This window comes from Amantichitinum ursilacus (assembly GCF_001294205.1).
In the GTDB taxonomy this organism is placed as follows: Bacteria; Pseudomonadota; Gammaproteobacteria; order Burkholderiales; family Chitinibacteraceae; genus Amantichitinum; species Amantichitinum ursilacus.
This window is the reverse complement of sequence record NZ_LAQT01000037.1, coordinates 49,975-76,079: the sequence shown is the minus strand read 5'-3', so window position 1 is coordinate 76,079 and position 26,105 is coordinate 49,975. Positions and strand designations below refer to the sequence as shown.

The following is a 26,105-nucleotide window of genomic DNA, read 5'->3' as shown; positions in this document are numbered from 1 at the left end:
GACGATGTGGGCTTGCGAATAGCGCGCATAAAAAAACGGCCAGAATAATCTGGCCGTCTTCTCAACAATCGATCAGCAAAGCTGAACGATTACTCGCCCTTGGCAGCATTCAGGTTGGCAATTGCCAAGTCTTCGCCACGCACCAGGGACATCAGCTCAACGCCTTCCGGCAGCTTGAGGTCGGACAAGTGAACCGAGTTGTTGCCGTTGCCCAGCACGCTCAGATCAACGTCGATGAACTCAGGAATGCTGGTTGCGGCGGAGCGCACCAGAACTTCGTTCAGAACGTGGCTGATCGAGCCGCCGTCGAGCTTCACGCCCGGAGCAACGTCGCCGTTGATAAAGTGCAGCGGAACGCGCACTTCAACGCTGGTGTTGGCATCAACGCGTTGGAAGTCAACGTGCAGAACCAGCTGGCGGAACGGGTGGTATTGCACCGAGCGCAGCAGGGCCTGTTCGGTATCGCCGCCTTCCACTTCAATCTTGACGATCGAGGTGTGGAACGCTTCTTCCTTCAGGGTGTACCACATGCTGTTGTGATCCAGTTCGATCACAACGGGGGCCTTGCCGCCACCGTAAACGATACCGGGCAGCTTGCCGGCTTTACGCAGGCGGCGGCTCGCACCGGTACCCTGCGCTGCGCGACTTTGGGCTTTGATTTCGAAAGACATGGTTAGAACTCCATTTCACAATGTACCCGTACCGCCCGCGACCAGAACGACACAGGATTCGAGGGACGATTCCCTCAAATTCGGGGTAAAACCGTCATTGGTTTAAATGACGAGAGGCGAGCACAGGCTCGCCTCGGTTAAATCTTGCTACTCAAACGCGTTGAGTATCAGTCCACAAACAGCGAAGAAACCGATTCTTCGTTGTTGATGCGGCGCATGGTTTCCGCCAGCAAACCGGCAATCGAAACCACACGGATGCGATCAGAATGACGCGCAGCTTCGGACAGCGGAATGGTGTCGGTGACCACGACTTCATCCAGCTCGGATTGCACAATCCGCTCGACCGCAGCACCCGAGAACACCGCGTGCGTGGCATAAGCAATCACGCGCGATGCGCCATGTGCCTTCAATGCCTGGGCGGCTTTCACCAGCGTGTTGGCGGTATCGATCATGTCATCAATGATGACGCAGGTACGGCCGGATACATCACCGATGATGTGCATCACTTCGGCCACATTGGCTTTCGGACGACGCTTGTCGATGATGGCCATGTCCACGGTCAGTTGCTTGGCCATGGCGCGGGCACGCAATACGCCACCGACGTCCGGGCTGACGACCATCAAGCCATCGTGATTCTTGGCACGGATATCGGCCAGCAAAACCGGCGTGGAATAGATGTTATCCACCGGAATATCAAAGAAGCCCTGGATCTGGTCAGCGTGCACATCCACCGTCAACACGCGATCAACACCGGCCACTTGCAGCATGTTGGCCACCACTTTGGCCGAAATCGGCACACGCGCAGAACGCGGACGGCGGTCCTGGCGGGCATAACCAAAGTAGGGGATTGCAGCGGTGATACGACCGGCGGAAGCGCGTTTGAGCGAATCAACCATCAACATCATTTCCATGATGTTGTCGTTGGTGGGCACACAGGTGGATTGCAGTACGAAGACGTCACGGCCCCGGACGTTTTCCAGCAGTTCGACAGTCACTTCACCATCAGAAAAACGCCCAACCGTTGCACGGCCCAGCGAGATATCGAGATGATTAACGACGCTTTCGGCAAGCTTGGGATTAGCGTTGCCAGTAAATACCATGAGGCTGTCGTAAGCCATTTGCGTGCCTTGAAAAAACGAAAAGCGTGTAACCTGAGTACACGCTTTTCTATCTTCGAAACTGGCAGGGGAAGAAGGATTCGAACCTTCGCATGTCGGAATCAAAATCCGATGCCTTAACCAACTTGGCGACTCCCCTATTGAACCCGCTTCCTAACAATCCGAAGCAAATTCACGTAACTGATGCTGCTTGACTGACCTTACTGAATAACCGGTCATGTCATCAGGAAGCCGGGATATTACACGATCCGCATCGCCTTGTGAAGCACATCTTGTGAACACGCAGCTTCCTGATCCAGTCATCCGCGCGGTACCAAACTGGCTTAGCCAGGCAAGGTATTCAGCAATCAGCGGATGCTGACCCAGCGCCACCGCTTGCAGATCATTCCTGCAGTCGATGTCGTTGAGGCCGCGCATTTTGACTAAGGGTGTATTCCTTGTCAAGCGTTCATCTTTAAAAATCGCGGGGGTGGAAACATGCACTGGCGGATGCAGCACCACATAGGCGCAATCCGGCGTTTCGATTTCCTTCATCTGTTCGCCCACGCCTTCCACAAAGGCATTGCGGCCAAAGATAAAGAACGGCACATCGGCGCCCAGCTTCAATCCCAATTCCATCAACACCTTACGTGACAGATTGAGACCCCATAGCCGATTGAGCACCAGCAATACCGTCGCCGCATCCGAGCTACCACCACCCAGCCCGCCGCCCATGGGAATGCGCTTGTCCACGCGTAGATCCACGCCTTTTTGCACGCCCGAAAAAGTTTGTAACAAGCGTGCGGCGCGCACGGTCAGATCGGTTTCCGCGGGCACATCGGGCAACGGATTGTGATGCACGATCTGGTCATCAGGACGCAGCCGCATATGGATGGTGTCAGCCAGATCAATCAGCTGAAAAACCGATTGCAGCAAGTGATAACCATCTTCACGACGGCCCACGACGTGCAAAAAAAGATTGAGTTTGGCGGGCGCAGGGTAGGCCTGCCAGTCTTCAGATACAGAAATGCTCACGATTTACTGCCATTGCCAATCAGTAACAACGATGGTCACGGTCACCGTCGCCCGGGTTGCTTCGATGCGCTTGGGCAGTTTGCCAAATGCGCCCGCATCAACGTGGCCGGAGGTGTCGATCTCCCAGCCTGCCTGTTCAATATGACGGCCTTGTTCGGTGTCGCGAACGGCCGCGGGGGATGCCGGATCGGGCTTGCCCTGGATCCAGTAACGCAAGCCGCCCACCGGCAATTCCCAACCGGTGCGATCTTTCAGTAAATCATCGGGCGTGGCGGCCACCGTTTCTTTGCCCGCCTGATCGCGCAAATGCGCTTCTCTGCCATCAAACGTCAGCTCGGCCACGGTATTGCCCAACGGGCTGGATAAATCCAGTTGCGCCTGCTTGCCGTCATCACGCCAGGTAAAGTTGGCCAGATTGTTCTCGGAGGGCAGTTTGACCGCCACACGCCCCGTCGCCACCAGTTCACCAGCAGACCGCGGCGGCGCGGGCGGCGTGGCGCAGCCCGTCAGCACCGCCGCCGTGACGCCAGCCAGCGCCAGCGTGCGCAATGCAGTCTTCATCATTGCGTCACCGTCTTGCTGATTTCAATCACGCTTTCATTGGTCGGGTCCAGCTTTTGCGCGGCAGCCAGCACCTTGCGCGCATCGGATTTCTCGCCCTGGCGCCACAGCACCGCCGCCAGATGCGCGCCGATTTCGGCATCGGGCATCGCGGCAAACGCCTTGGTCAGCAAATCTTTGGCTTCATCAAAGCGGCCCTGGCGATAGCGCAACCAGCCCAGGCTATCCTGGATCACCGGATTGTCGGGTTCCTTGGCAATTGCTTTCTCCAGATAACCATTGGCTTCGTCGAGGCGATCGGTGCGGTTGGCCAGCGTGTAACCCAAGGCATTCAGGCCCATCACACTATCCGGCTGCAATTGTAGAAAGCGGTGCAAGTCCGCTTCGGCGGCGGGCAGATTGTGCTGCAGATCGGCCACCAGCGAGCGGTCGTACAGCAAGTCCGGCGAATCAGGCTGTTTTTTCAGCTCGTTCGACAGCGCATCCCACGCCTTGTTGTATTCCTTGGCCTCACGCCAGACCTGCGCTTCCAGCTGCGCGCGAATCACGCGTTCCTGCGGGCTAGTGGACGGCTGCGCCCGCACCAGCGCCAGCGCGTCTTCAGGCCGGCCCGCCTTCACATACAAACGCATCATGCGCTGCTGTGCAGCGTCTTTCATATCGCCATCCACGCCCTGATACCAGCTCAGCGCCGTCGCGGTCTGGCCGCGTTCTTCGGCGATCTGGCCCAGATACAAGCGCAGATTGTTGGTGGTGCGCGGGCTCTTCACCACGGCGGTGGACAAGCGCAAATAGGCGGTATCCAGATCACGCTGTTCCAGCGCCACCAGCCCCGAACCCACCAGCGCTTCCAGCATATCGGGCTGTTTGCGCAGCGCTTCTTCATACAGCTCGCGCGCTTCCTTGTACTGACGGTTGGTCACGTATTCACGTGCCAGCGTGGTTTTGATCTGGGCCGAGTCCGGGTTCTGCCGCATCGCATCTTTCAGATAATCAATGCGCGCCTGCGCCGGCTGATCATTCATCAACTGCACGCGGTACAGCACGGCCGGTTCCCACGCCGGACGCAACGATTCCGCTGCGGTCAGTTCTTTCAGCGCATCGCTTACGCGCGAGGTATTGGCATACGCCACCGCGCGGGCAAAATGCGCCTCGGGCAGGTTCAGATACGGTTGGGTGACTTCTTCGGTAAATTTGGCGGCCGCGGCGCGATCGGTGTTTTTGTCCCACAGCAGATGCATCTGCATCATGAAAGACGGTACATCCTGCGGTTTGGCTTCCAGCAAGGCTTTCAGATGCGGCTTGGCTTCTTCCAGACGGTTGGCGCGCAGCAGCAGGCTCAGCATCACTTGTTGCGGGTTTAACGCTTGCGGCGATGAATCAATCCACAACTGTGCCGAATCCAGCGCCAGGTTCAGCTGACCCGCGCCAATCGAAACCTCGGTGGCGCGACGTGCAATGCGTGGATCGTGCGTGCGTTTGGCCAGATCATTCCAGGTTTGCGCAGCCAGCGTCGGCTCGCCGCGTTGCAATGCGATATCACCCACCAGAAAACGCATCACCAGTTGGTCCGTCAGCTCCACATTGGGCAGCGGGCCGTCCTGATTGGCCTCGGCCGGGGCCGAAGCGGGTGCGCTGGCGACATTCTGAGCGGTGGCATCCGGGTGCGGCACCGTGGCGCAGCCGGCCAGCACCGCCAGACTTAACCAGAGAGGAACAACAAGCTGCTTGCGGGTAAACGGCAGGGGCATGGCACGATCCGGCAGGTAATTGTGAGAAGGTTGCTGAGCAACCCGTTATATCTATGTTTCTATTTTGAACAGACCAGCATCCCGTTAAACGGGTTCGCGCGTACGGCGGACGACCGCGGTAAGCCTTGCGGCGCCCGGGCTGACGCGTATGACCGGACCATATTAAGTTAAATTCCGCGGCCGGGGCTACTGCATGCCCAGCACGGCATGCCTGGATATGCGGCCCACCAGCCCATATATCAAACCGGCATGTGTAACCGGCCTGGTACTGTTACCCCGAACGGCCCTCACGATCCCCAAGGATAGACCCCGATGCCAGAACTGCCCGAAGTCGAAACCACGCGCCGCGGCATCGCCGACATCGTCACCGGGGCGCGGATTGAAGACGTGGTCATCCGCAACCGCAGCTTGCGCTGGCCCGTGCCCGAAGCGCTGCCCGAGCTGCTGCGCGGCCAGCGCGTACAAAAGCTGGAGCGCCGCGCCAAATATTTATTGTTTACCTTCGAGCACGGCACGCTGATCGTGCATCTGGGCATGAGCGGCAGCCTGCGCGTGGTGACGGCCGCGCGCCCGGTTGAAAAGCACGACCATATCGATCTGTTACTCGAAGACGGTCGCATCCTGCGCTACAAAGACCCGCGTCGCTTTGGCTGCATGCTGTGGCAACCGGCCGCCGCAGGGCCGCATAAACTGCTGGCCGAGCTGGGCCCCGAGCCTTTATCAGACGCTTTCGATGCCGGTTATCTCAGCGAGCAGCTCTCCCGTCGGGGTTCTGCAGTCAAGCTCGCGATCATGGATCAACATGTGGTGGTTGGCGTCGGCAACATTTATGCATCCGAAGCGTTGTTCCGCTCGGCAATCCACCCCGAGCGCGCTGCCAACAGTTTGAAAAAGCAGGAAATTGTAGCCCTGGTGGCTGCCATCAAAGCCACGCTGGCCGATGCCATTGCGGCGGGCGGCACCACCTTGCGTGACTACGTCGACAGCACCGGCAACCCCGGCTATTTTTTGCTGCAAACGTATGCCTATGGCCGCACCGATGAAGCCTGCCGCCAGTGCGGCACGCCCATCAGCGAAATCCGGCAGGGCCAGCGCGCGACGTTTTTTTGCCGCCAGTGTCAGAAATAAGCTGATAGACAGATACAAAATATATAAGGCCGCGTCGGAGTGTAATACCATGCGGCATTGCCGCAGCCTATGGCTTCAGACGCCGCAGGCTGTTGATTGGATTGTTTAAAAACAGCGTGACACACGCACGGCGCCCAACACCACAGAGTGACCGCGCCTCGCCCCGGTCGGCCGCCCGCGCAGCCGCCTGGCGCAACAAAGCATGCTTTGATAATCGGGAAAAAGATGAGCGCAGAATTTCTTCATAGCGACGCAATCGCGGTCAATGACGTCGATTCGACGGATCGCCTGGTCGGCGACTTTCAGGCCTATAGCGCCTGGCGCGGCCAGCTGTCGCAAAAAGTATCCCAGCTGTCACGCTGGCTGAACGAACAGGATCTGGAAGACGCGCAAACGCAAATGCGCATCCAGTCGCTGCTGGAAAAACTCAAGGACGACAAGCTCAACATCGCGTTTGTCGCCGAGTTTTCGCGCGGCAAATCCGAGCTGATCAACGCGATCTTCTTCGCGCATTACGGCCAACGCGTGCTGCCGTCCTCCGCCGGCCGCACCACCATGTGCCCGACCGAAATCCTGTACGACGCCAGCCGCCCGCCTTCGATCCAGTTGCTGCCCATCGAAACGCGGCTGCAAAACGTCACCACCAGCGAATACCGCCGCTACACCGACGAGTGGACCACCACCCTGCTCGACCTGGATAACGCGGAAGCCATGCTGGGCGCATTCCGTCAGGTGGGCCAGACCAAGCGCGTGCCCACCGAACTGGCCAAACAGTTTGGCCTGTATGACGAAAACGATCCGGACCAGCGCATCGCCGTCGGCGCCGATGGCCTGATCGAGATTCCGGCATGGCGCCACGCCATCATCAACTTTCCGCATCCGCTGCTCGAACAAGGTCTGGTCATTCTCGATACCCCGGGTCTGAACGCGATCGGCACCGAGCCCGAGCTGACGCTGAACCTGCTGCCCAACGCGCACGCCATCCTGTTTATCCTGGCCGCCGATACCGGCGTGACCAAGAGCGACATTGATGTCTGGCGCAACCATATCGGCAAAGCGCAAGGTGGCGCGCGCGGCCGACTGGTGGTGCTCAACAAGATTGACGGCTTGTGGGATGACCTCAAGTCCGGCGCAGAAATCGAAGGCGAAATCAGCCGCCAGGTGCAAACCACGGCCGAGTTGCTGGGCGTGCCCACCAGCCACGTTTATCCGATTTCGGCGCAGAAGGCGCTGGTGGCCAAAGTCCAGCACGACGACGCCCTGCTCGACCGCGCGCGCCTGGGCGCCCTCGAAGCCGCGTTGTCGGGCGAGTTGCTGCCAGCCAAGCAAGATATCGTGCGCGACAGCACCATCACCGAGGTCGATGACATCGTGCTGGCCACGCGCCAGATCCTGACCGCGCGCCGCACCGGCCTGCAAGAACAACTGGAAGAACTATCGCGCCTGCGCGGTAAGAACCAGGACGTGGTCGTGCAGATGATGGACAAGGTCCAGGCCGACAAACGCCACTTTGAACAAGGCCTGGTGCGCTTCCAGGCACTGCGCAGCATTTTCAGCCAGCAAACCAACCAGTTGATGAGCCTGCTGGGCATGGATGCGCTGAAAGCGGAAATCGCCCGCATCCGCGACGAAATGGAACGCACGTGGTTCTCGTTTGGCGAAGGCGGCCTGCGCGCGGTGATGGAACGCTTCTTTAAAGACACCAACGCCAACATCGCCCGCTCGGCCGAACAAGTGGCCGAAATCCAGGCCATGATGGCCGCGATGTACAAAAAGTTTAGCGAAGAACACGGCCTGGGTCAGGTGACGCCGCCGCCGTTCTCGACGCTGAAGTACCACAAGGAAATGGCGCGCCTCGAAAAATCGTTCCGCGAGCATTTCAATACCGTCAGCCACCTGCTGACCACCGGCCGCAACCGCATCACCGCCAAGTTCTTTGAAACGGTGGCCAGCCGCGTGGTCACCGTGTTCGAAGTCGCCAACCGCGACGTCGAAAACTGGCTGAAGGCCGTGATGGCGCCGATGGAAACGCAAGTACGCGAACACCAGCTGCAACTGCGCCGCCGTCTGGAAAGCATCAAACGCATCCATAAAGCCACCGACACGCTGGAAGGCCGCATCGAAGAGCTGGAAGAAATGGATACACAACTGCTGGAACAGCTCAACGAACTCGACGCCCGCCACCGCATGGTGCTGGCCGCGCTCAACACCGAAATCGTCCGCATGGCGGCCTGATTCCGGCGGCTGACGTTGGCATGGCAAAAACTCCCGCTGCGGCGGGAGTTTTTTATTGCGGCGACTGAATGTCGAACATGGACCGTACGGTGCCTTTTCCCAAGTGCCCGGATAGCAAACGCCAGTTTCCGGTTTCACGCCGCACGCGCCCGGCAACAACGGCCACTGCGATATTCAGTTGCTGCGCCAGCGTTTTAGCATCGGCCAGCGTATGGCTTTGCCGCACTGCGCTTTGCATCCAGCCGGCTTGTGGCACCAACGCTTCGAACGCCACCGCATCCGCTTCTTGCTCAATGGCATCCGCGCGTCGCATCTTGTCATCAAGGTGGTCGGCAATTTCAGGCCGCGCCTGACTTAAATGCCCTTTCAGATGTGCCAGCTCGTGCATCAGTACAAACCAGAAATGATCAAGCCGGTCATGCCGTAGCGTCAGGCCGATAACGGCATAATCCTGTTCCAGCATCGAAGCGCCATCCAACCTCGAATCGCGGAACTGCGGCTCAATGACCAACGCAATGCCCACGTTGGCCAGCCGGGCGCGTGCGCGCAAAGGCCCGTCTTCAAAACGCGAGAGCTGCGCCAGTTCGGTCAGCCATTCTGTCGTTAGCGCGCGCTCCTGCCATGGACGGACGATGTCAGTGTGCTGTGCGATGCGGCGCACCTGCGTCATCCACACCAGCAACGCATAACGGTCGAGGTCACGAACGCCGCGCTGGCCCGCAGCGGTGCGTAAAAAGCTTGGTCCAGCAGTCGGACCCGCCTTTGCAGCGCCGGGACGTTCCAGAAAAGCGGTGACCAGCTCTTCTGCCTGTTCGCGCAGCACGCGTTGCGGCGTATTGCGCGGCAGGCCGAAAAGTCCGCGTTGTTGCATCTCGGCCAGCGGAAATTTTGAATAATCCAGTTTCGGGGGACGGCTTATATCGAGCGGTTCGGCGGGCCCCAGCAGACTGAACGCTGGAATACCCAAGCTATGATGCAGGCTACGTATCATGGCCAGCGTAAGGGGGCGCTTGCGCGCCAGCAATTCCGAGGCGCGATTGGCCCCGCCGACATAGGGCGCAAGGTCTTTCTGCGTCATCCCCATCTGCTCCATGCGGAATTCGATGGCGCCGATCGGATCAACCACCGGCGTAGGGCTGTGTTTGCGCTCGTAATCCTCGATCACCAGCATCAGCAGTTCCATACGGTCGCGATCCGCCGGATTGTTCTCAAGCATCATCTGATTAAGCAGCCGCCCGGCCGCCAGGCACTCTGCCTCGGTCTTGATGATTTTGATCGTGTCCAATATGCATTCCCCCGGCTGCCACTCTAAAAACACTGCCTGTCCTACTGGGCGTGCGTCCCCACCCAATCAATGCTCACTACGCCGTCCCGATAAAACACGATGACCACCAGACGATAGTTATTGCTTTTGATATTGAAGATCACCCGGTTGCCCGCTAAAAAATCGACATGCGAAAAGCGATCCTTGATGTCTTGCGGCCGCTTCCAGTCCGCGTGTTCAACTTCGACCCGCCAGAACGCCAACGCGGCGCGGACGTCCGCATGTTCGCGCTGGAATTTGTCCAGTATCGAAGTGTTGATTAACCGCATGAATCGGGCCGCCAGGAAGATCGTTGGTGCGGCATGATCATTCCCGATACGGGAACCATCAATGTAACAAACACCTCGCAGCCGCGTCGCCAATTTCGGGTTGCGTAATGCGCCCACCTGTCGCCGCAGGCTTCTCCCCCCGCCCCCGCGCCGTTATCATCCCGAACATTCGTTCTACATCCGCCTTCCGCACCTGGCATGCTGCCCGCGCTTCCCAACCCGTTTTATTACCTCGACAATTTTCGTGTGCTGCTCAACTGGATCAGCGCGCGTTATGCCGATTTGCTGCTGCCCGCCGAGCTGGCGTTTGTCGATGGTTTTGCGCGCTTGCCACATGCGTCGCAGGCTTTGCTGGTGCGCATGGTGATGCGTAAAGGCGAGTGGTTTCGCGCGGGCAAGCTCAACTATGCGGAGATCGGCGACACCCGTGCTGCCGCGCAGCCCTTGCTGGCGGCGGGCTGGATCAGCGCCGATCCGCTGCTGACGCTGGCCGAAGTCGCGCCGTTGTTAACGCGTGCCGAGGTGTTGTCGCAATTGCCGCCGCAGGCTTCGACGGCGCGGCTGGCCAAAGATGCACTGGTTGCCGCCTGGGCCGACATCGCGCCCGAGGCCCAATCCTTCAGCCAGTGGTATCCGCCAGACACGCTGTACCAGCTTGATCTGCGCCCTTTATGTGATCGCTTGCGGCTGATGTTTTTTGGCAATCTGCGTCAAGACCTCAGCGAATTTGTATTGGCCGAGTTAGGCGTATATCGCTACGAAAAAGTCGATATCCCGGCCGAAGCGCGCGTGTTCCGCAGCCGCGCCGATGTGGATCACTACCTGTATCTGCACGACTGCCGTTCCCGCTTTGAAGACGGCGCGCCGTGTGAAGAAATCGCCGCCTTGCTCACCAACCTGCAACTGGATAACCCATGGCTGGAAGAGCGCCGTGGCCGCGTTTTGTACGCTTTGGGCCAGCAGTTTGAACGCCAGGCCGCATGGGACGACGCCGCCCGCATGTATGCGCTCAGCATTGATCCGTCCGCGCGCGTGCGCACCGTGCGGGTACTGGAACGCCAAGGCCGTCACGCCGAAGCGCTGCACGCGGCGCACGCCTTGTTAAATCACCACGATTGCGATGAGGTCAGCGTGCAGCAATTGCATCGCATGTTGCCGCGACTGCAGCGCGCCACTGGTGCGCCCATCATCCGCAAAAGCCGCAAGGCGGCCGTCGAGCGCATCGACCTGTGTCTGCCGCAGCCGCCCGCGCCGTTAACGGTGGAACATGCCGTGGTAGCGCATCTGCATTGCGACGACGCGCCGGTCATGTACGTCGAAAACACGCTGATCAACGCCTTGTTTGGCTTGTTGTGCTGGCCTGCGTTATTTGCGCCGATTGCCGGGGCGTTTTTCCATCCGTTTCATTTCACGCCCGCCGATCTGGCCAGCCCGCATTTCCGCCAGCGGCGCCAGGCTTTGTTTGATGCCGCCCTGGCCCAGCTGGAAAGCGGCCAGTACGTGGAAACCATCCGCCAACGCTTTATCGAGAAAGCCGGCATCCAGAGTGGCTTTGTCGCGTGGTCCGTCATCGATCAAACCCGGCTGGATCTGGCGCTGGATTGCCTGCCCGCCGCGCATTTGCGCCTGTGGTTTGAGCGCATGTTGTGCGACATCACCACCAATCGCTCGGGCTTTCCCGATCTGGTGCAGTTCTGGCCCAGCGAGCGCCGCTATCGCATGATCGAAGTCAAAGGCCCCGGCGACCGGCTGCAAGACAACCAGACGCGCTGGCTTAACTACTGCCTCGACCACGGGATGCCGATGGCCGTGTGTTATGTGACGTGGGCATGAGCGCACCCGAGCCGCTAGTCGCCAGCCACATCGGCCCGATCTATCAGGTGGCGGTGCGCGAGCTGTGCGAATTTACCGCCAAGCAAGGCGATCTGGATGTGCGCTTTACCCCGGCGCCCAGCGCCAGCGAAGGCATGGCGGGCCACACCACCGTCGCCGGGCGCCGGCCCAATGGTTATGAACGCGAAATTACCCTTACCGGCCAATACGGCCCGTTGCACTTACGCGGTCGCGCCGATGGTTACGATGCCGCGCGCAATCAGCTGGAAGAAATCAAAACCCATCGCGGCGATCTGAGCCGCCAGCCGGAAAACCACCGGCATCTGCATTGGGCGCAGGCGCGCATTTACGGCTGGTTGCTGTGCCAGCAGCGCGGGCTGGAAGAACTGAACGTGGCGCTGGTGTATTTCGATATCGTCAGCCAGAAAGAAACCGTGCTGAGCGAACGCCACAGCGCCGCCGCGCTGGAAGCGTTTTTTAACGAGCAATGCGCCGCCTTCCTCGCCTGGGCCGAGCAAGAACTGGTACATCGGCGCACACGCGATGCCGCCCTGGCGCAACTGAGCTTTGCCCATGCGCAATTCCGCCCCGGCCAGCGCGATCTGGCCGAAGCCGTTTTCAAAGCTGCCAGCACCGGCCGCTGTTTGCTGGCGCAAGCGCCCACCGGCATCGGCAAAACGCTGGGCACGCTGTTCCCGTTGTTGAAGGCGTGCGCAGCGCAAGGGCTGGATAAAGTGTTCTACCTGGCGGCGCGCACGCCGGGGCGGCAACTGGCGCTGGATGCCATGTACACGCTCAAGGCGCAGCCGGTACGCACGCTGGAACTGGTGGCGCGCGATAAAGCCTGCGTTTACCCCGATCGCGCCTGCCATGGCGGTTCTTGTCCGTTGGCGCAGGGCTTTTACGATCGCTTGCCCGCCGCCCGCGCCCATGCGCTGCAACCCGGGTTAAAAGAAGCGGGCAGCCTGACTCAGGCGCGCATCCAGCAAGTCGCCGCCGCGCATGAAATCTGCCCCTATTACCTGAGCCAGGAACTAACGCGCTGGGCCGATGTGGTGGTGGGCGATTACAACTATTTTTTTGATAGCAGCGCGCTGCTCTACGCGCTGACGCAGCGCAACCAGTGGCAAGTGGGCGTGCTGGTGGATGAGGCGCACAACCTGGTCGAGCGCGGTCGCGGCATGTACAGCGCCAGTCTGGACCAGGCCACCTTGAAGGATGTGCGCAAACACGCGCCCGCGCCGCTTAAACGTTCGCTGACCCGCGTGGCCAACGCCTGGCGCAAAACCCTGCCGGAAACCGCCGCGCCGTATACCGAGCTGGGCGATCCGCCTTCCACGCTAACCAGCGCGCTGCAAGAAGCCATCGCCGCCATCACCGAATACCTGACCGGCGCCGAGCAAGGCGCGGACAGCACGTTGCAGCGCTTTTACTTTGATGCGCTGCGGTTTACTGCGCTGGCCGACAGCTTTAGCGAGCATTCGCTGTTTGATGCCACGCAGGACGGCCGCAACAGCAGCCTTAATCTGCGCAACGTGGTGCCTGCGCCGTTTTTACGCACGCGCTTTGCCGCGGCACGCAGCGTGACGCTGTTTTCCGCCACCTTGTCGCCGCATCATTATTTTTCCGGCTTGCTGGGCTTGCCCGATAACCACGTCTGGCTGGATGTGCCCGCGCCGTTCAGCCCGGACCAGGTGGATGTGCGGATCGCGCCACATATCTCGACCCGCTACACGCATCGCGCCGCGTCAGTCGCGCCCATCGTGCAATTGATTGGCGAACAATACGCACGCCAACCCGGCAACTATCTGGCGTTCTTCAGCAGCTTTGAATATCTGCAGCAAGTAGCCGATGCCTTTGATGTGGGCCAGCCCGACATCCCGTACTGGCGGCAAGACCGCGGCATGGATGAAGCCAGTCGCACCCGCTTTATCGACCGCTTTGAAGACGGCGGCCGCGGCGTGGGCTTTGCGGTACTGGGTGGCGTGTTTGGCGAGGGCATCGATCTGCCGGGCGACCGTTTGATCGGCGCATTCGTCGCCACGCTGGGCCTGCCGCAAGTCAATGCCATCAACGAGCAAATCCGCCAGCGCATGCACGTACTGTTTGGTGCGGGCTACGACTATGCCTATACCTGGCCCGGCATGCAGAAAGTGGTGCAAGCTGCGGGCCGTGTCATCCGCACGCCACATGACAAAGGCACCATCCACCTGATTGACGACCGCTTTGGCCGCGCCGAAATCCAGGCTTTGTTTCCCAGCTGGTGGCCCGCGCCGCGCTAGCCCATCGGCCTTGTCAGACATCCACCTTCATGCGGATGGCCCGGCGTGCGACATACGTTAACGTGTTCTTCAGCCAGATTTGGCAACGGGCGCGGCAACGGAGCAACATCCCCATGGCCGCCAGCGCGCCTGAGCGTCCTGCGCCGGGATGACCTTCCGCTGACGCGCCGCTGGCTGGCTGGTCGGGCAATCCCCGGCTGCCGGCCAGCAACCCCTCACCCAGCGTCCGAGCCCCCACTATGACCGCACTGTCTGCACTGGATCTCGCCCGCATCCAGTTTGCGTTTACCGTTTCGTTTCACATTATTTTTCCGGGTCTGTCGATCGGGCTGGCCAGCTATCTGGCGGTGCTGGAAGGGCTTTGGCTTAAAACGCAGAACCCGCTGTATCGCAACCTGTATCTGTTCTGGAGCAAGGTGTTTGCGGTCGGCTTTGCCATGGGCGTGGTGTCCGGCGTGGTGATGAGCTACGAGTTCGGCACCAACTGGAGCCGCTTCTCCACCTTTGCCGGCGCCATCACCGGGCCCTTGCTGGCGTACGAAGTGATGACGGCGTTTTTTCTGGAAGCCGGCTTTCTCGGCATCATGCTGTTCGGCTGGACCCGCGTGGGCCCCAAGGCCCACTTTGGCGCGACGCTAGCGGTGGCCGTGGGCACGCTGATCTCGACGTTCTGGATTCTGGCCTCCAACTCGTGGATGCACACGCCCGCCGGTTACGCCATCGAAGCGGGCCGGGTGGTGCCACGCGACTGGCTGGAGATCATCTTTAACCCGTCGTTTCCGTACCGGCTGGTGCATATGACGCTGGCCGCGTTTATCGAAACCGCGTGCATCGTCGCTGCCAGCGGCGCGTGGCATTTGCTGCGCGGGCGCGACGACGCCGCCATCCGCAAAATGTTTGGCATGGCGCTGGGCATGTTGCTGGTCACCACGCCGATCCAGGCGTTGGTGGGCGACGCGCACGGCATCAATACGCGCGAACACCAGCCCGCCAAAATCGCCGCCATCGAAGGCCTGTGGGAAACCGAAACAGGCGGCACCGCGCTTAATCTGATCGGCTTTCCTGATATGGCGGCGGAAACCACGCATTACGCGCTGCAAATTCCGCATCTGGGCAGCCTGATCCTCACTCACAGCTGGGATGGCGAAATCAAAGGCCTGAAAGAATTTGCGCCACAAGACCGACCCAATTCGCTGATTGTGTTCTGGTCGTTCCGCATCATGGTGGGGCTGGGCGTGCTTACCATCCTGGCGGCGGCGGTGGGTTTGCTGTTGCGGCGCATGGGCAAGCTGCATCAAAGCCGCTGGTATCTGCGTTGGATGGTGCTGATGGGGCCCGCTGGCATGATCGCTTTGCTGATGGGCTGGATCACCACCGAAGCCGGTCGCCAGCCGTGGGTGGTGTACGGCTTGCTGCGCACGCGCGACGCGGTGTCGCCGGTGTCGGCGCAGCAGGTGGGCGTGTCGCTGCTGATTTTTGTGGTGGCTTATACGCTGGTGTTTGGCACCGGCATCTATTACTTGCTCAAGCTGTTGCGCACCGGCCCGCAGCTGGAAGACACGCACAAAGAAGCGCAACAGACCAACCGCAGCGTCGCCAGCCAGGGTCGCAACCCGATTGCGGCGGTCGATCAAGATATCGAGGAATAAGCCATGGAGCTCAATCTGGCGACCGTCTGGGCCGGCATCATTGCCTTGGGCGTGTTTATTTATGCGGTGATGGATGGTTTTGATCTGGGCATCGGGCTGCTGTTTGCGTTCTTCCCCGACCAGCACGACCGCGATGTGATGGTGAATACCGTGGCCCCGGTGTGGGACGGCAACGAAACGTGGCTGGTGATGGGCGGCGCGGCCTTGTTTGCGGCGTTTCCGGTGGCGTATTCCACCATCCTGCCCGCGCTGTACTTGCCGCTGATCTTGATGCTGACGGGGCTGATTTTCCGTGGCGTGGCGTTTGAAATCCGGCTAAAGGCCACACGCACGCGGCCATTGTGGGATCTGGCATTTATGGGCGGCTCGGCCGTGGCGACGTTCTTTCAGGGCGTGGCGCTGGGCACGTATCTGCAGGGTATTCCGATCACCAATAACCAGTTTGCCGGCGGCAGCTTTGATTGGGTTTCGCCGTTTTCGATCTTTACCGGCATGGCGCTGATGATGACGTACTCGCTGCTCGGCTGCGCCTGGCTGTTGATGAAGACCGACCACAAGTTGCAGCAACGCATGTTTGTGCTGATGAAGCCGCTGACGCTGATCCTGTTGCTGGTGATCGCCATCGTCAGCCTGTGGACGCCGCTGGCCGACCGCGCCGTGTATGCGCGCTGGTTTACGCTGCCCAATCTGTTCTACTTTTTGCCGGTGCCGATTCTGGTGCTGGCGTGTGTGTTCGGTATCTGGCGCGCGGTGGACAAGGGCAACGACAAGCTGCCGTTTTTGCTGGGGCTGGCGCTGATGGGGCTGGGCTATTCGGGCTTTATCATCAGCATCTGGCCCAATGTGGTGCCGCCCTCGCTGACGTTTGAACAAGCCGCCGCGCCGCATTCCAGCATGGCGTTTGCGCTGGTGGGCGCGGTGATCATTATTCCGATCATCTTGCTGTACACCGGGCTGGGCTATTGGGTGTTCCGCGGCAAGGTACGCCACGGCGACGAGGGCTACCACTGATGCGAACCGGCACCCGACGCATGCTCTGGGCCGTGGCGCTATGGCTGGGCGGCGTGCTGGCCGCCACACTGGTCTGGGCCATCGTCCGCGGCGCCACGCTACTGCTGGTGCCATAGGGTGGGTCAAGACCCACCATTCAAAGCTCTGAAGAAGAATGCAGCGTTCTGGTCAACCACATTGAAGGGTGGGTCTAGACCCACCCTATGCGCAGCGACCGGGCGGGTGTCACCGTCCGCAGCGCCGAGTGGGCCCCATAGGGTGGGTCAAGACCCACCATTCAAAGCCCTTAAGAAGAATGCAGCGTTTCTGGTCAACCACATTGAATGGTGGGTCTAGACCCACCGTATGCGCAGCGACGGGCGGGTGTCACCGTCCGCAGCGCCAAGCTGGCCCCATAGGGTGGGTCGAGACCCACCATTTAAAGCCCTGGAAAAGAATGCTGCGTTCTGATCATCCACTTTGAATGGTGGGTCTAGACCCACCGTATGCGCAACGACGGGCGGGTGTCACCGTCCGCAGCGCCAAGCTGGCCCCATAGGGTGGGTCGAGACCCACCTATCAAAGCCGAGGAGAAGAATACAGCGTTCTAATCATCCACTTTGAATGGTGGGTCTTGACGGGTACGCCGAGTCACACCCTATGCGAACGTGGCCGGGCGGGCGTCGCGTCCAGACCCGGCCAGATCGCTAATGCTGTTGCCCAATCTGTTTGCTCACGGCGGCGGGGCTTTCGTATTGCTGGTCGGGCAGATGTTCCAGCATATCCAGCGTCTGCTCATCCGCCTGGTGTTTGCGCGCCTGCTCGATAATCTCGGCGCGGCTGGCGGGGTAGTCGACGCCGCCCAGAAAGCGTTGCGCCTGGATGGGATTGGGTTTGCGTTCGTTGGCGGGCTCGCTGCGCGGGGGGTTCTGCATGGACATGGTGGGGCTCCTTGAACGACATGAAAGACACTCCCACCGTACGCCCCCCACCCCGCGCTGCCTGACCTGCCCTTGCTGAAATCCCTGTCAGACGCTGGCCGGACGCGAGTATCCTGCTGCGATCAAATCGAAGGAAGCCACCATGTCTATCCTGCTGGAAATCTGCGCCGGTTCAGTCACCTCGTGCCTGGCGGCGCAAGACGGCGGCGCGGGCCGCGTCGAGTTTTGCGACAACCTGCTGGAGGGCGGCACCACGCCGTCTTATGGCGCCATCGCCAGCGCGCGCGACAAATTATGGATATTGCTCAACGTCATCATCCGGCCCCGTGGCGGCGACTTTCTGTATTCCGATGTCGAGTTTGAAGTGATGGAACGCGATATCCTGGCCTGCAAAAAAATCGGCGTGGATGGCGTGGTGATTGGCCTCTTGACCGCCGATGGCGAAATCGACGTGGCGCGCACCCAACGCCTGGTGGAACTGGCCGCGCCGATGCAGGTGACGTTCCACCGCGCTTTTGATGTGGCGCGTGATCCGCTCAAAGCGCTGGAAGACATCATCGCCACCGGCTGCAACCGCCTGCTGACTTCGGGGCAAGAAGCCAATGCACTGGAAGGCGCTGATCTGATCGCCCAACTGCGCGCCGCGGCAGGCGACCGGCTGGTGGTGATGCCAGGCGCGGGCGTACGCGTTAACAATATCGCCGAACTGGTGACGCGCACCGGCTGCGTGGAATACCACACCTCGGGCCGCGCGCCGTTTGCCAGCGGCATGCGTTATCGCAACGAGCGCGTGAAGATGGGTGGCCCCGGCCAGGACGAGTATTCGATCGTCGAAACCTCGGCCGAACTGGTGCGACAGATTCTGACCAATGCGCGCACCGCCGCAGGCGAAATCGACGCGCCGGGCGCTTAATCCGCTGCGCTGTCGCCGCCTTGCTGGGCAATCAGCAGTTCGGTCAGTTGTTCGGCCGGCAAGGCGGGATGGTAGTAGTAGCCCTGAATCAGATTGCAGCCCAGGTCGGTTAAAAACTCGGCCTGCGCTGCGGTTTCGACGCCCTCGGCAATCACGCCCAAGCCCAGGTTTTGCGCAATCTGCACCATGGAACGCACCAGCGCCACATCGCGGCTGTTGTCCGGCAAACCCTGCACAAACGTGCGGTCTATCTTGAGCAAGTCGATCTGGAAATGCTGCAGATACGACAAGTTGGAATAGCCGGTCCCGAAATCATCGAGCGCAAAGCGCAGGCCGGACTCGCTGAGCGCGGCCAGCATTTGCGTCATGCGCTCGTTATCGCGCATCAAAATGGTTTCGGTCATTTCCAGTTCCAGCTGCTGCGGCGGCACCTGCCATTGCGCCAGATGCGCCAGCAAACTGTCGGCAAAGCCGCTGCGCAATTGCAGGCCGGACACATTAATGGCCAGGCGCGGCAAATGCAGGCCTTGCGCGCGCCAGGTCGCCAACTGGCGCAAACCTTGCTGCAGCACCCAATCGCCGATTTGCACGATCAGGCCGGTTTCTTCAGCAAACGGAATAAACAATCCCGGCGAAATCAACCCTTTCTCGCGATGCCGCCAGCGAATCAGCGCTTCCGCGCCCACAATGCGCTGCGTGCGCACATCGTATTGCGGCTGGTAATGCAATTCGAATTCACGCCGATCCAGCGCAAAGCGCAAATCGGTTTCCAGCTTGATGCGCTCCAGCGAGCGGCGATTCATTTCGCTGGAATAAAACAACACATCATGATTGCCCTGACGCGCGCGATACATGGCGACGGCGGCTTCGTTAATCAGCCGTTCGGTTTCCTGTGCGTCGTCTGGATAAACCGAAATACCGATATGCGCCGATAACATCACCGATTGGGTTTGCCCATCCAGCGCCAGTTCAAACGGCTCAGCCAGCGCATGCAACACGCGGCGCGCCACCACGCCCGCGTCTTCGCGCTGTTCGATGTCAAACAGCGCGATATAAAACTCATCCGCGCCAAAGCGCGACACCACGTCTTCTTCGCGCAGGCATTCACGGATGCGCGCGGATAAATCCACCAATAAACGATCCGCAATGGCGTGGCCAAACGAATCATTAATGTCCTTAAAACCGGACAAGTTAAAACATAACAATGCGCCGTGCTGTTTATTGCGGCGCGCTTCGGCCAGGGCCTGTTCGATTAGCGAAAACAACATGGCGCGATTGGGCAATGTGGTTAACGCATCGTAATAAGCCAACTGGTGGATTTGTTTCTCGGCGGCTTTGCGCTCGGTTAAATCGGAGAAAACGGCCAGGTAATGCGTAATTTCGCCCACCTGATTGCGCACGCTCGATAGCGCCAATGCCAGCGGGTAACTGGTGCCATCCAGCCGTGTATCCCATAACTCGCCTTCCCAATGGCCGGTGGCTTGCAATGAGGCCTGCATCAAGGAATAGACGCGTGTATCGGACGCCAATGCGGCAAAGAAAGTAGGCTGTTGCCCGCGCGCAATGGCGGTGGGAATGCCGGTAATACGCTGGAAAGCGTGATTGACGCGCACGATGCGCTGCTGCAAATCCACAATCACCACCGCATCGCTGGCTTGTTCAAACACCAGGCCAAACAGACGGTTTTTTTCTTCGGCTTCGAGGCGATCGGTAATGTCGCGCACGTAACCCATCATATGCAGTGGCGCGCCCTGGTCATCGCGCACCAGCGACAAATGCATGCTGGCCCAGAAGGTCTCGCCGTTTTTGCGGCGGCGTTTGACTTCCATTTCGCCGCTGCCTTGCGTCAACACCGTGTTGAACAACTCGGCGTCATGATCATCTTCGTCGGCGTACACCACCAGGATGTGTTTGCCGATGATATCGGCCGCTTCATAACCAAACAGCCGCGCCGCGCCACGGCTCCAGGCCAGCACATAGCCGTCCAGATCCAGCGTGATCACCGAGGCATCGAGCGAAGCCAGTAAGGGCTGGGGCGATAGGGGAACTGGCGTCATGCCATGCTCCGCGCCAGTTGCGAGACCCAGGCCAGCGTCGCCACTTCGGTATGTCGCCATTCCACGCTGTGCGCGGCGGACCATTGCGCCAGCGCGGTCAGGTCAGCGGCTTCCAGTTGCGGCATACGCGCCAGCGCCGCGCCCAGTTCGCCAGCGCCCTCCAGCAAGGCGCGCATCAGCAGCGGGTCCAACGGCAAATCGCCCAGCAAAGCGGGCAACGGTTCGCCAAACAGCACATCCAGGCACGACAACATGCCCGCCAGAAACGCGGCATCGGCCGATACGCCGCCCAGCCAGCCCGCGGCAGCCCAGCTTTCCAGCCGGCGCGCACGCAGCGCCACCAGCAATAACAACGGCGGCACGCCGCCATCGGGTACGTATTGTTCTGCGTACAACAACAGCTGCAACCAGCGCCGCAACTGGCGGCGGCCCAGCACCGCAATCGCCTGATGCAGGCTTTGCGCCTTGCGCGTACCCGATACCGCCACCGAGTTCACCAGGCGCAACAAGCGCAACACCAACTGCGGCGAGCGCGCGAATACGGCCTCCAGTTCCTCGGTATCGGCATCCGAAACAATCAGGCTAAGCAGTTGCAACAACACCGGTTGCGCCGGATTACGCGACGCGGTTTGCGTGGCTTGGCCGGTGCGCGGCCATGGCCCGGTGCACCAGACATCCTGCGGCAAGCCTTGCGCGATGCCGGTTTGCACCACGCCACTGACCAATGCGGGCGCGGGCGGGGTATGCGTGGCGGATAAACGCCGGGCGCCATTTACCAGCAGGGCGTCGGGCGGCAACAAGGCGTGGATGCCTTTGGGCAGGGCATCCGGCGCAATGCCATCGGCCGCACCCGGCTCGGGCTGCCAGTACACCGGCCATGCGGTCAGGTCTTGTTGCGCCAGCATCGCCGCCAGATCTTGCAACTGTGACGCCGGGCAATGCGCTCGCAAGGCCACCCACGCCCCATCGCTGCGCCAGACTGGTTCCAGTAAAAACGGGGCGGTGAGGTCTTCCATAAGTCTTGAGGGTGGTCCTGGTGGGTGAGCCGTATGCACAGAGCATAATCTGACTACATTAACGAACGCTAATGCAGTCGACAAGCTTCAACGGCATTGCACCGTGTACGTTAGTGCATCGCGTTACATTTTGCGGGTAAAACAAAACGGTCCAGCAGGACCGTTTTGTAGGCACGAGACAAACGTCGGTTTATCCCGGTACGGACGGCGCCAGCGCCGCCCGTGTACGCCACCGGGATCAGTAGCGGTAGTGCGCCGGCTTGAACGGGCCGTTTTTCGGCACGCTGATATACGCGGCTTGTTCGTCGCTCAGTTCGGTCAGGTTGGCGCCGATCTTGGCCAGATGCAGCCGCGCAACCATCTCGTCCAGATGCTTGGGCAGCACGTACACGCCCACCGGATATTGCTCGCGCTTGGTAAACAGTTCGATTTGCGCCAGCACCTGGTTGGCAAACGAATTGGACATCACAAACGACGGGTGACCGGTGCCGCAACCCAGGTTAACCAGGCGGCCTTCGGCCAGCAGGATGATGCGCTTGCCGTCCGGGAACACGATGTGGTCGACCTGCGGCTTGATGTTGTCCCACTCGTACTGACGCAGCGACGCCACTTCGATTTCGCTGTCAAAGTGACCGATATTGCAAACGATGGCGTTGTTGCGCATGGCTTTCATGTGCTCATGCTTGATCACGCCGACGTTGCCGGTGGTGGTGACAAAGATGTCGGCCTGGCCGGCGACGTCATCCATACGCACCACGCGGTAGCCTTCCATGGCGGCTTGCAAGGCGCAGATCGGGTCAATTTCAGTGACCCACACGGTAGCGCCCAGGCCACGCAGCGATTGCGCGCAACCCTTGCCCACATCGCCATAACCCAGCACCACCGCCACTTTGCCCGCGATCATCACGTCGGTAGCGCGCTTGATGCCGTCTACCAGCGATTCGCGGCAGCCGTACAGGTTGTCGAACTTGGATTTGGTGACCGAATCGTTGACGTTGATGGCCGGGAAAGCCAGCTTGCCTTGCTCGTGCATCTGGTACAGACGATGCACGCCCGTGGTGGTTTCTTCGGTGACGCCCTGGATTTGCGCCAGACGCGTGGAGTACCACTTCGGATCTTTGGCTACCTGCGCCTTGATCGCGGCGTACAGCACGGTTTCTTCTTCGTTGGTGGGGTTGGCCACCACGGACAGGTCGGATTCGGCCCGCGCGCCCAGATGCAGCAGCAGCGTGGCGTCGCCGCCGTCATCCAGAATCATGTTGGCGTATTCGCCATTGGGCCATTCAAAGATCTGGTGGGTGAAGGCCCAGTATTCTTCCAGCGATTCGCCCTTGAACGCGAACACCGGCGTACCCACGCCGTTGTGCCCATTGGCCGCGATACCGGCGGCGGCATGGTCTTGCGTCGAGAAGATATTGCACGACGCCCAACGCACTTCGGCGCCGAGCGCTTGCAGCGTCTCGATCAGCACGGCGGTCTGGATGGTCATGTGCAGCGAACCGGCAATGCGCGCGCCTTTCAGCGGCTGGCGGCCAGCGGCTTCATCACGCACGGCCATCAGGCCAGGCATTTCGGTTTCTGCGATACGGATTTCCTTGCGGCCCCAGTCGGCCAGCGACAGGTCGGCAACTTTGAAATCGGAGAATTTGCTATCAGCCACAGCGTTCATCTGAACGTCCTTTACGATGTGGCCGGTCTGGGCAGGGATGGCGGTACGCACACCTGAAGCCCGTGTCCGGCACGGTTTGATCAGGTGAGCGCCGTTGAGAATTCCGGGCCTGGGGCATGGCTGGATCACAACCACAACTTGCAGCGCTCCCCGGAAGTGGCGGGATTATAGCCAAAACCATGACATTGGTCTGTAGGCCGTGGCTGGGCGGGCGGCTTGATCCGCATCAATCGCTGCGACCTTAGCGCTCGGGTTGAGGCACTGCGGCGGTCTACGCTGGCGCTTTTGCCGGAGGGAGCAATGTCGCGTTATTTACGCTTGCGACGCGGTGGTGCGGTTTCGTTTTTTACGGTCAATCTGGAAGACCCGTCTCGGGACTTGCTGACCCGTCATGCGCGGGGGCTGGGCATTGCGGTCAGAACCGTGCGGGATAAGCATCCATTTACGGTGCATGCGTGGGTGCTGATGCCCAATCACCTGCATTGCGTGCTGGAGCTGCCACCGGCGGATGATGATTTCGGGGTTCGCTGGCGGCTGATCAAAAGCGTGTTCTCGCGATCACTGCCCATGGACGAAGCACGTTCCCCCAGCCGCGCCAACCGTGGCGAACGCGGCAACTGGCAGCGTCGGTATTGGGAACATCGCATCGAAAACCCGCAAAACCTGCGCGCGCACATCGACTATGTACATATCAATCCGATCAAGCACGGCTATGTAACCCGACTCGCAGACTGGCCATGGTCCACGTTCCACCGCTACGTCGCGCAAGGCCTCTACCCCCCAGACTGGGCAGGACCCCTGTAGGGTGTGACTCGGCGTCCCCGTCAAGACCCACCATTCAAAGTGGATGACCAGAACGTTGCATTCTTCTCCACGGCTTTGATGGGTGGGTCTAGACCCACCATTCAAAATGGATGACCAGAACGCTGCATTCTTCTTCACGGCTTTGATGGGTGGGTCATGACCCACCCTATCACCGCCACGCTAACGCTCCACCCCATAGGGTGTGACTCGGCGTCCCCGTCAAGACCCACCATTCAAAGTGGATGACCAGAACGCTGCATTCTTCTTCACGGCTTTGATGGGTGGGTCATGACCCACCCTATCACCGCCACGCTAACGCTCCACCCCATAGGGTGGGTCAAGACCCACCTTTCAAAGTGGATGACCAGAACGCTGCATTCTTCTCCACGGCTTTGATGGGTGGGTCATGACCCACCCTATAAGATTGCGCGTTGTGGTAGCCGTGTTGCGTCGCGATGGCCGGTGGTTGCCTTGCCCGCATCCCATGCGCATAATCCGCCCGTCGTGCAGGAGAGTGTCGATGCCCGCAATGGGCCGGCCGCCGAAGGCGCAAGCGCACCCGCAATCGCTCAGGCAAAAGGACTGTACGACCGCTGGCCCTCCGGGCTGGAAAAAACTCTGAAGAGCGGCGCGGAAATTACGCGCACACCGAAGGGGCTAAGGGGCGGCAACTGCGCCCTGAAAATCTCAGGTGCCAGGACAGAGGGGTGTAGAGCAATGCCCAAACTCTACATACCGGATGCCCCTGATGACGCTACGCACCACGCCGCTGTACCAGTCCCATATCGATGCCGGCGCCAAGATGGTCGATTTTGCCGGTTGGTCGATGCCTATCCATTACGGCTCCCAACTTAAAGAACACGAAATCGTGCGCGCCGATGCGGGCGTGTTTGACGTATCGCATATGGTGGTGCTCGACATCACCGGCAGCGACGCCCAAGCCTGGTTGCAACGCATTCTGGCCAACGACGTGGCCAAGCTCGGCTTTGTCGGCAAGGCGCTGTATTCCGGCCTGCTGACCGAAGACGGCACCGTCATCGACGATCTGATCGTGTATCTGGCGCAAGACGGCTATCGCATGGTGGTGAACGCCGGTACGCGGGACAAGGATCTGGCCTGGCTGCAACAGACCAGCGCCGGCACCAATGTGCAACTGAAAGTACGTGACGATCTGGCGATGCTGGCCGTGCAAGGCCCGACCGCCATCGACAAAGTCTGTGCCATCAAACCCGCCTGGGCCGAGCATATCCGCGCGCTCAAAGTGTTCCAGGGTTTGCCGTTTGGCGAGTGGTTTGTGGCCCGCACCGGTTACACCGGCGAAGACGGCCTGGAAATCATGGTGCCCGCCGCTGAAGCCCCTCCGTTCTTTGCCCAGTTGCTGGCCGGTGGCGTGGCCCCGATCGGCCTGGGCGCGCGCGACACCTTGCGTCTGGAAGCCGGCATGAATCTGTACGGCCACGATATGGACGAAAGCATCAGCCCGCTGCAAGCCGGCATGGGCTGGACCATTGCATGGGAACCTGCCAGCCGCGACTTTATCGGCCGCAAAGCGCTGGAAGCGCAGAAAGCCGCGGGCGTGACGCACAAGCAAGTCGGCCTGGTGCTGGATGGCCGCGGCGTGTTGCGTGAAGGCATGAAAGTGCTCACCGAACACGGCGAAGGCGTCATCACCAGCGGCACCTTCTCGCCCACGCTCAAACAATCCATCGCCATTGCCCGCGTGCCGTCAGCCACCGCTGATGCCGCAGAGGTCGACCTGCGTGGCACACTGACGCCCGTGCGCGTGATCAAGCTTCCTTTCGTGCGCCAAGGCAAGAAGGTGTTTGACTAAAATTCAAGCAATCCGACCGTGGGCACGGCCGGATCGCAAGTGGCTTTAA

20 protein-coding genes, 1 tRNA gene and 3 riboswitches are annotated in these 26,105 nt (G+C 60.4%); of the genes, 9 read left to right on the top strand and 12 right to left on the bottom strand.

What is annotated here, in order from left to right; translation table 11 throughout:
• Positions 1–89 precede the first annotated feature (89 nt).
• The 6 genes from WG78_RS20485 to WG78_RS20460 all read right to left on the bottom strand — a co-directional run bounded on the left by WG78_RS20485 (position 90) and on the right by WG78_RS20460 (position 5,115).
• On the bottom strand, positions 90–671 hold the full coding sequence (locus WG78_RS20485; protein ID WP_053939704.1) for a 50S ribosomal protein L25/general stress protein Ctc: 582 nt from the start codon (positions 669–671) through the stop codon (positions 90–92).
• Positions 672–838: 167 nt separating this feature from the next.
• Complete coding sequence (locus WG78_RS20480) at positions 839–1,789, bottom strand: ribose-phosphate pyrophosphokinase (protein ID WP_053939703.1); 951 nt, start codon at positions 1,787–1,789, stop codon at positions 839–841.
• A gap of 62 nt (positions 1,790–1,851) precedes the next feature.
• A tRNA-Gln gene (locus tag WG78_RS20475) sits at positions 1,852–1,928 on the bottom strand.
• 14 nt (positions 1,929–1,942) lie between these two features.
• Positions 1,943–2,803, bottom strand: a complete 861-nt coding sequence (gene ispE, locus WG78_RS20470) for a 4-(cytidine 5'-diphospho)-2-C-methyl-D-erythritol kinase (RefSeq protein ID WP_152969330.1) — start codon at positions 2,801–2,803, stop codon at positions 1,943–1,945.
• Positions 2,804–2,806: 3 nt separating this feature from the next.
• On the bottom strand, positions 2,807–3,367 hold the full coding sequence (lolB, locus tag WG78_RS20465; RefSeq protein WP_083459478.1) for a lipoprotein insertase outer membrane protein LolB: 561 nt from the start codon (positions 3,365–3,367) through the stop codon (positions 2,807–2,809).
• A complete protein-coding gene (locus tag WG78_RS20460) occupies positions 3,364–5,115 on the bottom strand; it encodes a tetratricopeptide repeat protein (protein WP_083459476.1) in 1,752 nt (583 codons plus the stop codon). Before WG78_RS20460 ends, lolB begins: the two co-directional genes overlap by 4 nt.
• A 312-nt stretch (positions 5,116–5,427) precedes the next feature.
• Here WG78_RS20460 and mutM point away from each other — a divergent pair, with 312 nt between their 5' ends.
• Together mutM and WG78_RS20450 are read left to right on the top strand one after the other, a co-directional pair.
• Positions 5,428–6,243, top strand: a complete 816-nt coding sequence (gene mutM, locus WG78_RS20455) for a bifunctional DNA-formamidopyrimidine glycosylase/DNA-(apurinic or apyrimidinic site) lyase (protein WP_053939700.1) — start codon at positions 5,428–5,430, stop codon at positions 6,241–6,243.
• 225 nt (positions 6,244–6,468) lie between these two features.
• On the top strand, positions 6,469–8,478 hold the full coding sequence (locus WG78_RS20450) for a dynamin family protein (RefSeq protein WP_053939699.1): 2,010 nt from the start codon (positions 6,469–6,471) through the stop codon (positions 8,476–8,478).
• A 52-nt stretch (positions 8,479–8,530) separates the two neighbouring features.
• Here the strand turns inward: WG78_RS20450 and WG78_RS20445 are convergent, their stop codons facing one another.
• Positions 8,531–9,763: an ImmA/IrrE family metallo-endopeptidase gene (locus WG78_RS20445; RefSeq protein ID WP_053939698.1), complete on the bottom strand. Its 1,233-nt coding sequence runs from the start codon at positions 9,761–9,763 to the stop codon at positions 8,531–8,533.
• 41 nt (positions 9,764–9,804) lie between these two features.
• Entirely contained in the window at positions 9,805–10,071 is a 267-nt protein-coding gene (locus WG78_RS20440) for a type II toxin-antitoxin system HigB family toxin (RefSeq protein ID WP_053939697.1), read from the bottom strand.
• Positions 10,072–10,269: 198 nt separating this feature from the next.
• Here WG78_RS20440 and WG78_RS20435 point away from each other — a divergent pair, with 198 nt between their 5' ends.
• The 4 genes from WG78_RS20435 to cydB all read left to right on the top strand — a co-directional run bounded on the left by WG78_RS20435 (position 10,270) and on the right by cydB (position 16,846).
• Complete coding sequence (locus WG78_RS20435; protein WP_053939696.1) at positions 10,270–11,904, top strand: VRR-NUC domain-containing protein; 1,635 nt, start codon at positions 10,270–10,272, stop codon at positions 11,902–11,904.
• On the top strand, positions 11,901–14,186 hold the full coding sequence (locus WG78_RS20430) for an ATP-dependent DNA helicase (protein ID WP_053939695.1): 2,286 nt from the start codon (positions 11,901–11,903) through the stop codon (positions 14,184–14,186). The genes WG78_RS20435 and WG78_RS20430 overlap by 4 nt, the downstream gene beginning before the upstream one ends.
• A gap of 239 nt (positions 14,187–14,425) precedes the next feature.
• A complete protein-coding gene (locus tag WG78_RS20425; RefSeq protein ID WP_053939694.1) occupies positions 14,426–15,835 on the top strand; it encodes a cytochrome ubiquinol oxidase subunit I in 1,410 nt (469 codons plus the stop codon).
• A 3-nt stretch (positions 15,836–15,838) separates the two neighbouring features.
• The gene (cydB, locus tag WG78_RS20420) at positions 15,839–16,846 is read left to right on the top strand and encodes a cytochrome d ubiquinol oxidase subunit II (RefSeq protein ID WP_053939693.1); all 1,008 of its coding nucleotides are present in this window, start codon (positions 15,839–15,841) and stop codon (positions 16,844–16,846) included.
• A 686-nt stretch (positions 16,847–17,532) separates the two neighbouring features.
• Here cydB and WG78_RS20415 read toward each other — a convergent pair.
• Entirely contained in the window at positions 17,533–17,766 is a 234-nt protein-coding gene (locus WG78_RS20415; protein WP_201782507.1) for a DUF2795 domain-containing protein, read from the bottom strand.
• Positions 17,767–17,908: 142 nt separating this feature from the next.
• Between WG78_RS20415 and WG78_RS20410 the strand changes: the two genes are divergently transcribed.
• Positions 17,909–18,679 (top strand): copper homeostasis protein CutC, encoded by a 771-nt coding sequence (locus WG78_RS20410; protein ID WP_053939692.1) that lies wholly within the window; start codon positions 17,909–17,911, stop codon positions 18,677–18,679.
• On the opposite strand, the gene WG78_RS20405 is transcribed toward WG78_RS20410, so the two are convergent.
• The 3 genes from WG78_RS20405 to ahcY form a co-directional block, all read right to left on the bottom strand.
• On the bottom strand, positions 18,676–20,736 hold the full coding sequence (locus WG78_RS20405) for a putative bifunctional diguanylate cyclase/phosphodiesterase (protein ID WP_161805171.1): 2,061 nt from the start codon (positions 20,734–20,736) through the stop codon (positions 18,676–18,678). The genes WG78_RS20410 and WG78_RS20405 overlap by 4 nt on opposite strands.
• On the bottom strand, positions 20,733–21,752 hold the full coding sequence (locus WG78_RS20400; protein ID WP_053939690.1) for an HDOD domain-containing protein: 1,020 nt from the start codon (positions 21,750–21,752) through the stop codon (positions 20,733–20,735). Before WG78_RS20400 ends, WG78_RS20405 begins: the two co-directional genes overlap by 4 nt.
• Before the next feature lie 238 nt (positions 21,753–21,990).
• On the bottom strand, positions 21,991–23,421 hold the full coding sequence (ahcY, locus tag WG78_RS20395; RefSeq protein WP_053939689.1) for an adenosylhomocysteinase: 1,431 nt from the start codon (positions 23,419–23,421) through the stop codon (positions 21,991–21,993).
• Between the two features lie 79 nt (positions 23,422–23,500).
• Positions 23,501–23,578: riboswitch (S-adenosyl-L-homocysteine riboswitch) on the bottom strand.
• A 143-nt stretch (positions 23,579–23,721) separates the two neighbouring features.
• Here ahcY and WG78_RS20390 point away from each other — a divergent pair.
• The gene (locus WG78_RS20390) at positions 23,722–24,225 is read left to right on the top strand and encodes an REP-associated tyrosine transposase (protein ID WP_053939688.1); all 504 of its coding nucleotides are present in this window, start codon (positions 23,722–23,724) and stop codon (positions 24,223–24,225) included.
• Positions 24,226–24,722: 497 nt separating this feature from the next.
• Positions 24,723–24,820: riboswitch (glycine riboswitch) on the top strand.
• Positions 24,821–24,833: 13 nt separating this feature from the next.
• A riboswitch (glycine riboswitch) is annotated at positions 24,834–24,938 on the top strand.
• Between the two features lie 35 nt (positions 24,939–24,973).
• Positions 24,974–26,056, top strand: a complete 1,083-nt coding sequence (gene gcvT, locus WG78_RS20385) for a glycine cleavage system aminomethyltransferase GcvT (RefSeq protein ID WP_053939687.1) — start codon at positions 24,974–24,976, stop codon at positions 26,054–26,056.
• The last annotated feature ends 49 nt before the right edge of the window (positions 26,057–26,105 follow it).